The organism is Massilia pinisoli, assembly GCF_024753285.1.
Classification (GTDB): Bacteria; Pseudomonadota; Gammaproteobacteria; order Burkholderiales; family Burkholderiaceae_D; genus Telluria; species Telluria pinisoli.
This window is the reverse complement of record NZ_JANUGW010000011.1, coordinates 140,464-155,200: the sequence shown is the minus strand read 5'-3', so window position 1 is coordinate 155,200 and position 14,737 is coordinate 140,464. Positions and strand designations below refer to the sequence as shown.

Sequence of the window (14,737 nt, the reverse complement as noted above, 5' to 3'; positions counted from 1 at the left end):
GCACTCACGGACGCACGATGACCTTACCCGCCCGCCTCCACCTGTCGCTCTGCGCATGCGCAGTGACGTTCGCCACCGGCGCCGCCGCCGCCGACCGCATGACCATCACCGTCACCCACGATCTCGCCATCGCGCGCCCGGCCGAGACGATCGCCGTGCCGTGGAAAAGTGTCAACGACGCGCTGCCGCATGCCGGCGTCCAGCACATCGTCGTGAAGGATGCCGCCGGCCGCGTGCTGCCGCACCAGGTGACGAACGTGGCGCCGGAAGCGAAAGACCCGCAGCGCAACGGTGTCGCGTACGGCGAACTGCTGTTCCAGCACGATTTCGCGCCCGGCGAAAAGACGGCCACGTTCACCGTCGAACCCAGCGACGCGGTCGTGGGCCCGTTCCCGACGAAAGTCTTCGCGCGCATCGTGCCGGAACGGCTCGACGACTTCGCGTGGGAAAACGACAAGGTGGCGCACCGCACGTACGGCCCCGCCCTCGCCGCGCCGGCGCCGACCGGTTCCGACAAGGAGGTCCTGAAGACGAGCGGCCTCGATATCTGGTTCAAGCGCGTGCCGTACCCGATCGTCGACCGCTGGTACAACGTCGGCCACGACCACTACCACCACGACGAGGGCGAAGGCCTCGACATGTACAACGTCGGCACGACGATGGGCGCCGGCGGCACGGGCATCTGGGCCGGCGGCAAGCTCTACTCGGGCATCAATTTCACGCACTGGAAGGTGCTGGCGAACGGCCCCGTGCGCGCCATCTTCGAGCTCACGTACGACGGCTGGAACGCGGCCGGCACGCAGGTGTCCGAGGTCAAGCGGTTCACGGTCGATGCCGGCCACTACTTCGACCGTATCGACAGCACGTTCACGTTCGCGGGCGGCCATCCGGTGCAGGCTGCCGTCGGCTTGAACAAGGACCCGGCAGACAAGGGCGAAGATGCGAAGGTCACGTTCACGCAGGACGCGGCCGCGAAGGCCCTCGTGCAATGGGTCGCGCAAAAGAAGAGCGGCGACTTCGGCGTCGCAGTGATCGTGCCGGAGGCGGGCAACCCCGCGTTCGGCGCCGACACCCGCAACGCGTTCATGCTGGCGCCGGCCGCGTCCGGCCGGCCGCTGCGCTACTACGTGGGCGCCGCGTGGACGCGCGGGGGCGACATCGCCTCCGAGCAGCAGTGGAAGCGCTACGTGGCCGACGAGGCGGCCCGCGTGGCCGCGCCAGTGCGCGTGACGTCGTCCGCGCACTGACATGGTGGACACAGGCCGCGCCACACGGGGCTTCACCCGCCGCGACTTCTTCCGGGCCACGACTTTGGCCGCCGCGCTGCCGCTGGGGCGCGCCACGACGGCCGCCCCGGTCGCGGATCCCGCCGAGGGCGCGAAGGTCGCGTGGCTGGAAGGCCGCCCCGCCGGCATCGTCGGCACGACCTTCGGCGTGCCCTGGCCGCGCGGCGTGTTCCGCAAAGGCCAGGCGTTCGTCGTCGACGGCGCTTCCGGCCCCGTGCCCGCGCAAAGCTGGCCGCTCGCGTACTGGCCCGACGGCTCGCTGAAGTGGACGGCGCACGCGCTCGGCGCGACGGACGATACGGGCGCCGCCCTGCGCGTGCGCCCGGGCACGTCGCGCGCGCCCGCGGGCCCGGGCGTGACCGTGCGCCGCGACGCCGACGCCCATGTCGTCGGCACGGGTGTCATCGACTGCATCGTGCCGTCCCGCGGCCCCGTGCTCGTGCGCGCCATCCGCCGCGGGGGCCGCGACGTCCTGCGCAACGCGCGCCTCGTCGCGCTCTGCGACGACACGCCGGAAGGCAGCACGCGCCGCACGGCATTCGAGAGCGCCGTCGAGACGGTGACACTCGAGCAGGAAGGCCCCGTGCGCAGCGTGCTCCGTCTGGAAGGCAAGCATCGCGCCGCGGGGCGCGACTGGTTGCCGTTCACCGTCCGGCTGTATTTCTACGCGGGCGCGGCGTCCGTCCGCATCATGCACACGTTCGTGTTCGATGGCGACGAGCAACGCGACTTCATCCGCGGCATTGGCCTGACGGTCGACGTGCCCATGCACGACGAGCTGCACGACCGCCACGTGCGGTTCGCCGGCGCCGACGGCGGCCTGTGGGCCGAGGGCGTGCGCAACCTGACGGGTTTGCGCCGCGACCCCGGCGCCGCCGTGCGCCGCGCGCAGCTGGCGGGCGAGCGCTGTCCGCCCGTGGCCGACGAAGTGCGTCCGCTGCTGCACCTCGTCCCCGCCTGGGGCGACGTGTCGCTGTCCCAGCTGTCGGCCGACAGCTTCCGCATCCGCAAGCGCACGACCGCCGGCTGCGGCTGGGTCGACGCCGCGTGGGGCGGCCGCGCGGCCGGCTGCGGCTACGTGGGCGGCGCCTCGGGCGGTGTCGCATTCGGCCTGCGCGACTTCTGGCAGCGCCACCCGACGCAGCTCGACATCCGCGACGCACACACGGACACGGCGCGCGCCACCGTCTGGATGTGGTCCCCGGACGCGCCGGCGATGGACCTGCGCTTCTACCACGACGGCATGGGCATGGAAACGCATGCGGAAGAGCTGCAGGGCCTGCAGATCACCTACGAGGATTACGAGCGGGGCTACGGCACGCCGGTGGGCGTCGCGCGCAGCAGCGAGATCACGCTGTGGGCGTGCGACGCGACGCCGTCACGCGAGCGCTTCGTGCAGTTCGCGCGGGAGGTGCAGACGCCCCCGCAGCTGACGCCCGCGCCCGCGCACCTGCTCGCGACGGAAGTCTTCGGCACGCTATGGTCGCTGCCCGACCGCAGCACGCCGGCCCGCGCCGCCATCGAGGACGAGCTCGATGGTCGCTTCGACTTCTACCGCAACGAAGTCGAGCAGCGCCACTGGTACGGCTTCTGGGACTACGGCGACATCCGCCACACGTACGACGCCGACCGCCACGACTGGCGCTACGACGTGGGCGGCTTCGCCTGGGACAATTCGGAACTGTCGCCCGACCTGTGGCTGTGGTACACCTTCCTGCGCACGGGACGCGCCGACGTGTTCCGCATGGGCGAAGCGATGGTGCGCCACACGAGCGAAGTCGACACGTACCACCTGGGCCGCTTCGCGGGCCTGGGTTCGCGCCACAACGTGCAGCACTGGGGCTGCAGCGCCAAGCAGGTGCGCATCAGCACCGCGGTCTACCGGCGCTACTATTACTACCTGACGGGCGACGAGCGCATCGGCGACATCATGCGCGAGGTGCTCGACGCGGACCGCAAGCTGGACGCCGTCGACCCGGTCCGCAAGCTGCCGAACCAGCCGCCCAAGGGCCCGTATCCGGCGCGGATCAGCTTCGGCACGGACTGGGCGTCGCTTGTCGCCAACTGGCTCGCGGAGTGGGAGCGCACCGGAAGCACCCATTGGCGCGACAAGATCCTGACCGGGATGCGCGACATCGCCGCCATGCCGCACGGCTTCTTCAACGGCGACCGCATGGGCTACGAGCCCGACACGGGCCACATGCACGACATGATCGGCACGAACGTGAAAGCGCTGCACCTGAACGCCGTGTTCGGCGCCGTCGAGATCTTCGACGAACTGATACGGCTGACCGGTGACGCCGCGTTCGAGCGCGCTTGGCTCGACTACTGCGAATTGTTCAACGCGCCCGTCGAGGAGCAGCGCCGCCGGCTGGGCGCCCCGCACGGCGCCACGCATGCGCTGTACGTAGGCCACTCGCGCCTGACCGCATACGCCGCATGGAAGCGGCGCGACCCCGCGCTCGCGCGGCGCGCGTGGCGCGAGTTCGCCGGCGACGGCAAGCCCCGGCCTTTCCGCACCGTGCACGTGGCGGGCCCGCACGTGCTGAACCCCGTCGACGAAGTCCCTTGGGTCAGCACCAACGAGACGGCGCAGTGGGGCCTGGCCGCCATCCAGAACCTCGCGCTGATCGGCGACGCGCTGCCGCGCACCTAGGAGACCAACGATGCATCGCACTCTCATCCTCACCGCGGCCTTGGTCGCGGCGCCCGCAACCGCCGCGACGTACTACGTGGCCCCGACGGGCAACGACACGGCCTCCGGCACCGAAGCCGCGCCATGGCAATCGTTCGCCCATGCGCAAGCGATGGCGCGCCCCGGCGACACCGTGCTGTTCCGCGGTGGCCGCTACGCCTACACGCATGCGACGACGAGTTGCGCATCGCGCCGGGCCACCGTCGCCGGCATCGTGATCGACAAAAGCGGCACCGAGGGCCAGCCGATCCGCTACGAAGCGTTTCAAGGCGAGACGCCCGTCTTCGACTTTTCCGGCATGAAGGACGATTGCCGCGTCAAGGGCATCGAGGTCGTCGCGGACTGGATCGTTTTGCGGGGTCTGGAAATCACGGGCGCGCCGCAGCAACCGGACAATCACCTGAACCACGAATCGTGGGGCGTTTGGATCAACGGGAACCACAACGTCTTCGAACGTCTCGACCTGCACCACAATATGGGGCCCGGCCTGTTCATCAAGGACGGCGGCTGGAATCTCGTGCTGAACAGCGATTCGCACCACAACTACGATCCGTACACGTCGAACGGCGCGGGCCAGAGCGCGGACGGCTTCGGCGCGCACGTCAGCGCGGGCCATCCCGGCAACGTGTTCCGCGGCTGCCGCGCGTGGGCGAACACGGACGACGGCTTCGACCTGATCAACGCCTTCTCTCCCGTCACCATCGAGTATTCGTGGGCCTGGCAGCACGGCTACCTGCCGGGCACGCACACGCCGCTTCCGGCGGGCAACGGCAACGGCATCAAGGCGGGCGGCTACAGCGGCAAGTACGTGGCCAACGGCGTGAAGCACATCGTGCGCTTCTCCGTGGCCTTCGACAACAAGGTGTCCGGCTTCTACGCGAACCACCACCCGCTGGCCCTCGACTTCTTCAACAACACGGCGTTCGGCAACGCGACCGACTTCAACATGCTGGGCATCGCGCCCGACGGTGGCCCCGTCTACCTCGGCACCTTGCGCAACAACGTCGCCTATCCGGCGGGCACGCGGCTGAAGGTGGCGGGCGCGGACAGCGCGTCCAATTCGTGGGACCGGGGCCTGACGTTGTCGCCGGCCGACTTCGACAGCGTCGCGACGACCGGCTGGGACGCGCCGCGCAAGCCGGACGGCAGCCTGCCCGACGTGCCCATGTTCCATCCGCGCGCCGGCAGCCCGGTGGTGGACCGCGGCATCGACGTGGGCCTGCCGTACCGTGGCCGCGCGCCCGACCTTGGCGCCTTCGAACGCTGACTCTTTGCACCGACGGAGACACATGAACACCATCCTTCGCGCCGTCTTCTGCGCGGCCTGCGCCACCAGCGCCCACGCTGCGGACACCCGGCAATTCGCGTTCGGCCCCGGCAAGCCGCCTGCCGGCTACACAGCCGTGACGACCGACACGGTCTACACGTCCACGCGGGGCTACGGCCTCGAGCCGGGCACGGCGCCCGATGGCGCGCACCCCTGGTATTTTTCCGTCGACCTGCCGGAGGGGAATTACACGGTGACGCTCGCGCTGGGCGACGACGCCGCGCCGGCCAGGACGACCGTAAAAGCGGAGCTGCGCCGCCTGATGCTGGAAAACGTCGACACGGCGAAGGGCCAGACGGTGACGAAGACGTTCACCGTCAACGTGCGCACGCCGCAGATCCCGACCGGTGGCGAAGTGAAACTGAAAGCACCGCGTGAAACGGTCGACGAGGCGTGGAACTGGGACCGGCGCCTGACACTGGAAATCAACGGCACACACCCGGCCGTGCGCACCATCGCGATCGCACCGGCCACCGTGCCCACGTTGTACCTGCTGGGCGACTCCACAGTCTGCGACCAGCCGGCGGAACCGTACGCCAGCTGGGGCCAGATGCTGCCGCGCTTCTTCAAGCCCGGCATCGCCGTCGCCAACCACGGCGAGTCGGGTGAGACCTACCGCGATTCGATCGCACGCCGGCGCCTGGACAAGGTCGTCTCCGCGCTGCGGCCGGGCGACGTCGTCCTCATGCAGTTCGGCCACAACGACCAGAAGCAGATCAAGGAGGGCAAGGGCGGCCCGTTCACGACGTACAAGGCGGAGATCAAGCTGCACGTGGATGCCATCCGCGCGCATGGCGGCCTGCCGGTGATCGTGTCGTCGATGGAGCGGCGCGGCTTCGATGCGGACGGCCACGTGATCCCGTCGCTGCAGGATTATGCCGAGGCGGCGCGCCAGTCCGCGCGGGAATTGCGCGTGCCGTTCATCGACCTGAACGCGATGAGCAAGACGTTGTACGAGGCGCTGGGACCGGAAGGCTCGAAGGCCGCGTTCGCGGAACCGGCGCCGGGCCGCCTGGACAACACACACCACGACGACTATGGCAGCTACGAGCTGGCGAAGGCCGTCGTGCTGGGCATGCGCGACGCGAAGGTGCCGGCGGCCGCGTTCATCGTCGACGACTTCGCGTTCGACCCCGCCCACCCGGATCCGGTCACCGCGGTCGCCGTGTCCCCGAGTCCGCACCGCACGGCACAGCGCCCGCTGGGCGACGAGGCGCACCGATGAAGCGGCGCGCGGCATTGGCCGCCATCGCCGCGGCCGCGCTGGCCGGGTGCGCGAGCGTCGCGCCGGCCGGCGACGCCTACGTATTCGCCTACTTCGTCGACAACGGCCAGGACGGCCTGCATCTCGCGGGCAGCCGCGACGGCTATCGGTGGGACGCGCTGGGCGGCGGCGCCAGCTTCCTCGCGCCGCAGGTCGGCAAGGCGAAGCTGATGCGCGATCCGTGCATCGTGCGCGGCCCGGACGGCATCTACCACATGGTGTGGACGAGCGGCTGGAACGAGACGGGCATCGGCTACGCGTCGTCGCCGGACCTCGTGCACTGGTCGGCGCAGCGCGAACTGCCCGTGATGGCGCACGAGCCGACGACGCTGAACGCGTGGGCGCCGGAGATCGCGTGGGACGAGCAGCGCCGTGAATACCTGATCTTCTGGTCGTCCACGATTCCCGGCCGCTTCCCCCAATCCGAAGCGGCCGGCGACGATGCGGGCGCCGCGAAGTACAACCACCGCATCTACGCGACGACGACGCGCGACTTCGTCACGTTCACCCCGACGCGGCTGTTCTACGATCCGGGCTTTTCCGTCATCGACGCGACGTTCGTCCGCACGAGCCTGGGCGACTGGCTGCTCGTGAAGGACGAGACGAGGCACCCGCCGCGCAAATACCTGCAAGTCGCGCGCGCCGCCAGCCTGCAGGGGCCGTTCGACCCGCTGAGCGCGCCCATTTCGCCCGCGGGCCTGTGGACGGAAGGCCCGACGGCGCTGCAGGTGGGCGACGCCGTCATCGTCTACTACGACGCGTACACGGCGAAACACTACGGCGCGCTGCGCTCGCGCGATCTCGTGCATTGGGAAGACGTGACGGCGCAGATGCGGTTCCCCGACGAAGGCACGGCGAAGCGCATGCGCCACGGCACGGCGCTGCGCGTGCCGCCGGCATTGCTGGACACATTGCGCGCGCGCTGAACGACCCGCCGCCGCGCGCTGCCGCTTGTTGATGGGCAATGGTGCGCGGAACCGCAGCCGGATGGAGTAACCTCGGCCTCTCCAACGTCGTGAACCCGGAGGCGGACCGTGTCCCTTGACCCAGCGAAACCCGAAGAGGAACAGCAGGAACCGCAGGAACTCCTGAGGGTTCCCGTCGTGCGGGAGGAAGCGTGGGTCGAGAAACGGATCGTCGACACGGGACGCGGCGTGCGTATCCATAAGACCGTCGCCGAGCACCCTTGCCAGATCGACGAGAGCCTGGCGCGCGACGATGTGCAGGTCAGCCACGTCCCTGTGGACCGCATCGTCCCGCTCGACCAGGCACCCGCGACGCGCTACGAAGGGGACACGCTCGTCGTCCCGATCCTCGAAGAAGTGCTGGTCGTCGAACGGCGCCTGCGCATCAAGGAAGAGCTCCACATCACCCGCACCCGCCGCGAAGAGCGCCACGTCGACACCGTCGTGCTCAGGTCCGAGCAGGTCAGCGTGGAGCGTTTCGACGAGCACGGCGACACATCATCCAATTGAAACCAACGACACACCGGAGGACACATCATGCAACATACCCTAGTCGCGGTTTTCGACAACCGCAGCGATGCCCAGAGCGCGATGGACGAATTGCTGGCATCGGGCTTCACACGCGATAACGTCAACCTCTCCACTGCCGACCTGGCCGCCGGCTCGTCCGCCACGACGGCGGCGACCACCACCACCACGACCCAGGACGAAGGCATCGGCGCGTCGATCAAGCACTTCTTCGAAAGCCTGTTCGGCACCGACCACGACGAGCACGCGATCCGCTACTCGAACGCCGTCACGTCCGGCCAGCACGTGCTCACGTTGACGACGATGTCGGAACCGGACGTGGAACGCGCGGCCGACGTCATCGAACGCTTCGGTCCCATCGACATCGACGAGCGCCACGATCTGGCCGGTAACGCCGCGACGCTGGGCGCCAGCGCCTACCAGGGCGCCACGTCGGCATCGCTGCAATCCGGCTCGCAATCGGGCAACCTGGCCGGCAGCCGCGCCGAATCCGCCGACGTGCGCACCGACTCGCAGCAGCGCGACGCGACCGCCATGCAGACCGGGAAGGCCGCAATCCCCGTCGTGCAGGAAGAAGTCCGCGTCGGCAAGCGCCTCGTCGAGCGGGGCGGCGTGCGCGTGTTCTCGCGCGTCGTCGAGACACCCGTGAACGAAACGGTGGCGCTGCGCGAAGAGCACGTGAGCGTGGAGCGCCGGCCCGTCGACCGGCCCGTCAACCCGGGCGACGCCGCCATGTTCAAGGACAAGACGATCGAGTTGCGGGAATCGGCCGAGGAAGCCGTCGTGCAGAAGTCGGCCCGCGTCGTGGAGGAAGTCGTCGTCGGCAAGGAAGTCACCCAGCGCGAGCAGAACATTCGCGACACGGTGCGCCGCACGGAAGTCGACGTGCAGCCGCTGCAGGGCGCGGCCCGCGACGACGACACGTATTACCGCAACGACTGGCAGCAGAACTACGCGAGCCTCGGCGGCACGTACGACGACTACGCGCCGGCCTACCGCTACGGCTACGACATGCGGCGCGACGCCCGTTACCAGGGCCGCAACTGGGACGACGTCGAATCCAGCCTGCGCAGCGACTGGGATGCACGCTACGGCAGCGCCGGCGCATCGACGTGGGAACGGATGAAAGCGGCCGTGCGGTCCGGGTGGGATCGCATGACGTCCTGAGCACGCCCGGGCGGTGCGGCGCGCGGTAGAATGCCGCATGTCCACGCCGCCCTCCCCCTTTGACGTCATCGTGGCCGGCACCGGCCCCGGTGGCGCCAGCGTCGCGCGCGAGCTCGCACGGGCCGGCGCGCGCGTGCTCATGCTGGAAGCGGGCGGCGACGCGCCGCTGGCCGGCACCCTCGCGCAGATGGCCGGCATGGCCGCCGTGCCCGGCAAGGGCGCCTTCCTGCACCGCGATCTTTCCCTGCTCGTGCGGGCGCTGACGACGGGCGGCACGTCGACGATCAACTTCGCCACCGCCGCGCCGCCACCGGCCGCCATGTTCGCCGCGCACGGCATCGACCTGGCGCCCGCCCTCGCCGCCTGGCGCGCCGAATTGCCGATGGCGCCGCTGCCGGACAGCCTCGTCGGCCCGATGGCCGCGCGCATCATGGATGCCGCGCAGGCCGCCGGCTTCCCGTGGCGCAAGCTGGACAAGATGATCCGCCCCGCCGCGTGCCGCACGGGTTGCTGGCGCTGCGTCTACGGCTGCCCGTTCGGCGCCAAATGGTCCGCCCGCGAACTCGTCGACGACGCGCGCGCGCATGGCGCGCAACTGCGGACGGGCGCGCGCGTGACGCGCGTGCTGGTGGACGGTGGACGCGCCGTCGGCGTGGAAGCCGTCGTGGACGGGCGTACCGAAACGTTCCGGGCGGGACGCGTCGTGCTGGCGGCCGGCGGCATCGGCAGCCCGCGGATCCTGCGCGCGTCGAACCTGCTGGCCGGCCCCGTGCCGTTCTTCAGCGATCCGGTCGTCGCCGTGATGGGCACCATCGACAACATCGAGGGCGGCGGCGCCGAAGTGCCGATGGCGGCCGGCGCGATGCTTCCCGACGCGGGCATCAGCCTCGCCGACCTCACGTTACCCCGCCCGATGTACCAGGCGTTCGCCGCGCAGGCGGGCCGCGTCGACCGGCTGTTGGCGCACGCGCGGACACTCACCATCATGGTCAAGATCCGCGACGAGATCCGCGGCGACGTCGGCCCGCGCTGGGTCGACAAGACCCTGCATCCGCGCGACCGCGACCGCTTGGACGAAGGCATCGGGATCGCGCGCGACATCCTCGCGCGGGCCGGCGCCCGCCATGTGTTCGCGAGCCACCACTTCGCCGCGCATCCCGGCGGCACGGCCCCCATCGGCCGCACGGTCGACGCCGACCTGCGGACGGCCACGCGCGGCCTGTACGTGTGCGACGCCTCCGTCATTCCGGAGCCGTGGGGCTTGCCGCCCACGTTGACCTTGCTGTGCCTGGGCTGGCGGCTGGGCCGCATGCTGGCCCGGGCACCCGGCGCCGTCAGCGCGGACGCACAGGCAGCGTCGCCGTCAGCCTGATGTCGGCGGACGATTCCCCGACCATCAACTTCACGGGCACCGTCTCCACGTCGAAGCGGCCTGCGTCCGTGTTCCAGTACGCGAGGCGCTGCGCCGCCAGCGGAATACGCACGGTGCGCTTCTCGCCCGGCGCCAGGTGCACGCGCGCGAAGCCCACGAGCGCCTCGCGCGGACGCTCAACTTTCGACTTCGGCCACGCCGCATACAGCTCGACGACGGCATCCCCGGCCACCTTGCCCGTATTGCTCACGTCCACGTCGACGTCCACCTTCCCGTCCGGCGCCAGCGCGGGCGCGCTCGTGCGCAGCCGGTCGTAGCGGAACGTCGTGTAGCTGAGGCCATGTCCGAAGGGGAACAGCGGCTCACCCTTGAAGTACATATACGTGCGGCCGTGGCGGATGTCGTAGTCCATCATAGTCGGCAGTTGCGTTTCCGCGGCGGGCCACGTCGTCACTAGCTTGCCGCCCGGGTTGTAAGCGCCGAACAGCACTTGCGCGAGCGCCGTGCCCTGGTCCTGCGACGCATGCGCCATCTGCACGATCGCGGGCACGTGCGCCTTGGACCAGTTGATCGTGAACGGGAAACTGGAGACGAGCACCATCACCGTCCGCGGGTTCGCCGCGAGCACCTGCTTGACGAGGCCTTCCTGCGCCAGCGCCAGCGATTCGCGGTCGCGGCCCTCGCGGCCGTCGCCCGGGTCGGCGCAGCGCTTCGTGCCCGCGTCCGTCCACTCGTGCGCCATGTTCGGGCCGCACGTGGGGTCGTTGCCGACGACGACGATCGCCACGTCCGCGTCGCGCGCCGCCTTCACCGCGGCGCCGTCCTTGTCGTCGGGCGCATACGTCACCGTAACGCCAGGTCCGGCAGCGGCCTTGACGCCTTGCAGCGCCGTCACCGTGTACGGCGCGATGCCGCCATACCAGTCCCAGTGCACCTTGTCCGCGTGCGGACCGATCACGGCGATGCGCTTGATGTGGTCCTTCGCGAGCGGCAGCGCGTGGCCGTCGTTCTTCATCAAGACGATCGATTCCAGCGCCATCCGCAGCGACACGGCCTTGTGCGCCGCGCTGTCCCATGGGGCCGCGCCATCCTTGATGGCGGCATACGGGTTGCCGGCCGGCGGATCGATGAGGCCCAGCTTGATCGTCGTGCGGAGCTTGCGCGCGAGTGCGTCATCGAGGTCCGCGACCGTGATCGTGCCGTCCTTCAGCGCGGGGCGCAGCTCGTCCTGGTATTTGTCGAGGTACTGGTTGACGCCTGCCTTGAGCGCCGCGACCGCGGCCGCCTTCTGGTCCGGATACCGTTTATACAGTTTCACGAGGGTGGAAATCGCGCCGCCGTCGCTCGAGATCACGTCCGCACCCCATTGCTTGATGACGAGGCTGCGCAGCACGGGATGCACGTCCATCGGCGTCCCGTTCCATGCATTGTATGCGGCCATCAGCGCGCGGGCACCGCCGTCCTGGAACGCCATGCGGAACGGCGCCGCATAGTATTCGTGGAACAGGCGCTCGTCGAAATTCGACGACGAATTGCCGCGCCCATCCTCGTTGCTGTTGGCGAGGAAGTGCTTCAAGAGCGCCGCGCCGCGCCAGTAGGTCGGATCGTCACCCTGGATGCCGCGCGTGTACGCGGTCGCCATCGTCCCCACGAGGAACGGGTCTTCGCCATACACCTCTTCGCTGCGGCCCCAGCGCGGGTCGCGCGCGAGGTCGGACTGCGGGCCCCATTGCATCAGCATCGGGTGCTTGTACTTGCTGCTTTGCGTGATGTAGCGCGCTTCCGTCGACTGCACGGCGCCGGCCTGGCGCACGAGGTCGGGGTCCCATGTGGCGCCCATGCCGGGCGGCTGCGGGAACTGCGTCGTCGTGATGACCTCGCGCTGGCGCGTGCTCTCGCCCCGCTGCACGAGGCCGTGGATGCCTTCCGTCGCGCCGAAGCTGGGGATGCCGAGACGCGGGACGCCCGAATCAGGCGACAGCGCGGCGATCTTTTCGTCCGGCGTCATCAACGACAGGATGTTGGCGATGCGCTGCTGCGGCGGCAGTGTCGGATCCTGGAACGGATAAGCGGCCGCGTGCGCGCCAACGCCCGCGCCGAGCGCGGCGGCCAGCACCGCCACGCGGGCCACGGCCGCCGGAATGTTCGTCTGCATGGATGTCTCCCTCGGGTTGATTTTGTTAGCGCAAACAGCCTTATGATACCCCAGCAAAGAAACCGTTTTCACAACAGCCGTGCAAAACCTGTTGTCCGGCGCTAAAAGTTCCTTGCGCCCCGTAAAGACGGCGGTACAATCGCATGCATACGAAGAGCGGCCGGGCCCACTCGGCCGCCATGGGACAGAATGGAGACAGCATGAGTTACGAACGTATCGTGGTCCTCGGCGGCGGCACGGCCGGCTGGATGACGGCGGTTGCCCTGGCCACGGGCCTGCAGGGCACGACGGTGGAATTGGTGGAATCGGAAGACATCGGCACGGTCGGCGTCGGCGAGGCCACCTTCCCCTCGATCCGCAATTACCACCAGATCGTCGGCATCCAGGAAGCCGACTTCCTGCGCGCCACGCAAGGCACGTACAAGCTGGGCATCCGCTTCTGCGACTGGCGCGTGCGCGGCGAGGACTACTACCATACGTTCGGCGACTTCGGTGAACTGGACGGCCCGCACTCCCTGTGGGGCCAGTATCGCCGCCACGTCAACGCGGGCTTGCCGAAGTTCGGCGAGCAATGCCTGCCGACCGTGATGGCGATGCAGGACCGCTTCTGCGCGCCGGGCCAGGGCGCGGCCAGCTTCAATTACGCGTACCACTTCGACGCCAACCTGTACGCACGCTTCCTGCGCGACATTGCCATCAAGCGCGGCGTGCGCCGGACGGAGGGCAAGGTCGTCGACGTGACGCGCCGGGCCGACGGCGGCGTGGCGTCGCTGCGCCTGGACGACGGCCGCGTCGTCGCGGGCGATCTGTTCATCGACTGCTCCGGCTTCGTGTCGCTGCTGCTGGGCCGCACGCTCGAGGAACCGTTCCTCGACTACAGCCGCTGGCTCCCCGTCGACCGCGCCTGGGCCGTCCCCTGCGCGCGCACCGGCACGGCACTGACGCCGTACACGCGCGCGACGGCGCTGGAATCGGGCTGGGCGTGGCGCATCCCGCTGCAGGACCGCACCGGCAACGGCCATGTGTTTTCGTCCCGCTTCATCGACGAGGACAAGGCGCGCGAACAGTTGCTGCAACAGCTGGACGGCGAAGCGCTGGCGGAACCCCGGCTGCTGCGCTTCACGACGGGCCGGCGCGAACGCTTCTGGGTGCACAATGTCGTCGGCATCGGCCTCGCCACGGGCTTCCTCGAGCCGCTCGAATCGACGAGCATCTACCTCATCCAGGCGGGCCTGGGCAACCTGATGCCGCTGCTCGTGCCGCGCACCCGCGTGGCGCCGGAAGCCATCGAGGCGTACAACCACGGGCTCACGCGCCAGTTCGAACGCATCCGCGACTTCATCCTGCTGCACTACTGCCTGACGGCGCGGCGCGACACGCCGTTCTGGAACGCGATGGCGCACGTCGAGCTGCCGGAGACGCTCGCGTACAAGCTGCACGCATGGCGCCAGACGGGCGTACTGCACCAGTACGACGTCGAAGGCTTCGACGGCCACAGCTGGCTCGCGATCTACGCGGGCATGCACTGCTGGCCCGAGCGCGCCGACCCTCGCCTGTCCGACCTGCCGCTCGCGACGTCGCTCGACTGGGTACGCACGCGCGCAAGCCAGCTCGCCGAAGCCGTCGCCCCGCTGGCCTCGCACGACGCCTACCTCGCGCGCATCCTCGGGCACTGATCCCGCGCGGCCCCGTCAGCGGGCCGCCAGCGCGTCCAGCCACGCGCACGCCATGTCGTTCGGCGGAGACGTCGAGCCGTCCGTGCGCCTCGCGTGACCTCATGCCAAAACGACACTATCCATAAACGCAATACCACTTTTCGTATAGTCTCTATGCGCTGCTCCGATATGTCGCCGGTGAGCTTCGGGCCTAAGCTTCACCACTCATAACGACGAGACACCCCGTCGACACGCCCCTGCGGCGCGATCGGCGGGTCAATAACACAGAGGAGCAGCCGCTATGTCCCAGCCTCAAGTCCAGC

The 14,737-nt window shown here is 69.5% G+C and carries 10 protein-coding genes; 9 read left to right on the top strand and 1 reads right to left on the bottom strand.

The features are described 5' to 3' along the window. The first annotated feature begins 17 nt into the window (after positions 1 to 17). The 8 genes from NX784_RS16445 (at position 18) to NX784_RS16410 (ending at position 10,604) form a co-directional block, all read left to right on the top strand. A complete protein-coding gene (locus tag NX784_RS16445) occupies positions 18 to 1,247 on the top strand; it encodes a DUF4861 family protein (RefSeq protein ID WP_258817773.1) in 1,230 nt (409 codons plus the stop codon). 1 nt (position 1,248) lies between these two features. Continuing rightward, positions 1,249 to 3,942: an exo-rhamnogalacturonan lyase family protein gene (locus NX784_RS16440; protein ID WP_258817772.1), complete on the top strand. Its 2,694-nt coding sequence runs from the start codon at positions 1,249 to 1,251 to the stop codon at positions 3,940 to 3,942. A gap of 10 nt (positions 3,943 to 3,952) precedes the next feature. Beyond that, positions 3,953 to 5,248, top strand: coding sequence for a right-handed parallel beta-helix repeat-containing protein (locus NX784_RS16435; RefSeq protein ID WP_258817771.1), 1,296 nt, complete (start codon positions 3,953 to 3,955; stop codon positions 5,246 to 5,248). Positions 5,249 to 5,270: 22 nt separating this feature from the next. Beyond that, positions 5,271 to 6,533 carry a rhamnogalacturonan acetylesterase gene (locus NX784_RS16430; RefSeq protein ID WP_258817770.1) on the top strand — a complete coding sequence of 421 codons (1,263 nt, stop codon included), beginning with the start codon at positions 5,271 to 5,273 and terminating at the stop codon, positions 6,531 to 6,533. Beyond that, positions 6,530 to 7,498 carry a glycoside hydrolase family 43 protein gene (locus NX784_RS16425; RefSeq protein WP_258817769.1) on the top strand — a complete coding sequence of 323 codons (969 nt, stop codon included), beginning with the start codon at positions 6,530 to 6,532 and terminating at the stop codon, positions 7,496 to 7,498. The genes NX784_RS16430 and NX784_RS16425 overlap by 4 nt, the downstream gene beginning before the upstream one ends. A gap of 108 nt (positions 7,499 to 7,606) precedes the next feature. After that, the gene (locus tag NX784_RS16420; protein WP_258817768.1) at positions 7,607 to 8,047 is read left to right on the top strand and encodes a YsnF/AvaK domain-containing protein; all 441 of its coding nucleotides are present in this window, start codon (positions 7,607 to 7,609) and stop codon (positions 8,045 to 8,047) included. A gap of 27 nt (positions 8,048 to 8,074) precedes the next feature. After that, the gene (locus NX784_RS16415) at positions 8,075 to 9,232 is read left to right on the top strand and encodes a YsnF/AvaK domain-containing protein (RefSeq protein ID WP_258817767.1); all 1,158 of its coding nucleotides are present in this window, start codon (positions 8,075 to 8,077) and stop codon (positions 9,230 to 9,232) included. 37 nt (positions 9,233 to 9,269) lie between these two features. Then, a complete protein-coding gene (locus NX784_RS16410; protein WP_258817766.1) occupies positions 9,270 to 10,604 on the top strand; it encodes an FAD-dependent oxidoreductase in 1,335 nt (444 codons plus the stop codon). On the opposite strand, the gene NX784_RS16405 is transcribed toward NX784_RS16410, so the two are convergent. Next, a complete protein-coding gene (locus NX784_RS16405; protein ID WP_258817764.1) occupies positions 10,567 to 12,759 on the bottom strand; it encodes a glycoside hydrolase family 3 C-terminal domain-containing protein in 2,193 nt (730 codons plus the stop codon). The two genes, NX784_RS16410 and NX784_RS16405, sit on opposite strands and share 38 nt — an antisense overlap. A gap of 200 nt (positions 12,760 to 12,959) precedes the next feature. On the opposite strand from NX784_RS16405, the gene NX784_RS16400 reads away from it, so the two are divergent. Continuing rightward, entirely contained in the window at positions 12,960 to 14,435 is a 1,476-nt protein-coding gene (locus NX784_RS16400; protein WP_258817762.1) for a tryptophan halogenase family protein, read from the top strand. Positions 14,436 to 14,737 lie beyond the last annotated feature (302 nt).

Excerpts from the sequence above, each read along its gene's own strand:
- NX784_RS16445 (WP_258817773.1), top strand. The coding sequence starts at position 18 with ATGACCTTACCCGCCCGCCTCCACCTGTCGCTCTGCGCATGCGCAGTG.
- NX784_RS16440 (WP_258817772.1), top strand. The coding sequence starts at position 1,249 with ATGGTGGACACAGGCCGCGCCACACGGGGCTTCACCCGCCGCGACTTC.
- NX784_RS16415 (WP_258817767.1), top strand. The coding sequence starts at position 8,075 with ATGCAACATACCCTAGTCGCGGTTTTCGACAACCGCAGCGATGCCCAG.
- NX784_RS16400 (WP_258817762.1), top strand. The coding sequence starts at position 12,960 with ATGAGTTACGAACGTATCGTGGTCCTCGGCGGCGGCACGGCCGGCTGG.
- NX784_RS16430 (WP_258817770.1), top strand. The coding sequence starts at position 5,271 with ATGAACACCATCCTTCGCGCCGTCTTCTGCGCGGCCTGCGCCACCAGC.
- NX784_RS16435 (WP_258817771.1), top strand. The coding sequence starts at position 3,953 with ATGCATCGCACTCTCATCCTCACCGCGGCCTTGGTCGCGGCGCCCGCA.
- NX784_RS16425 (WP_258817769.1), top strand. The coding sequence starts at position 6,530 with ATGAAGCGGCGCGCGGCATTGGCCGCCATCGCCGCGGCCGCGCTGGCC.
- NX784_RS16410 (WP_258817766.1), top strand. The coding sequence starts at position 9,270 with ATGTCCACGCCGCCCTCCCCCTTTGACGTCATCGTGGCCGGCACCGGC.
- NX784_RS16405 (WP_258817764.1), bottom strand. The coding sequence starts at position 12,759 with ATGCAGACGAACATTCCGGCGGCCGTGGCCCGCGTGGCGGTGCTGGCC.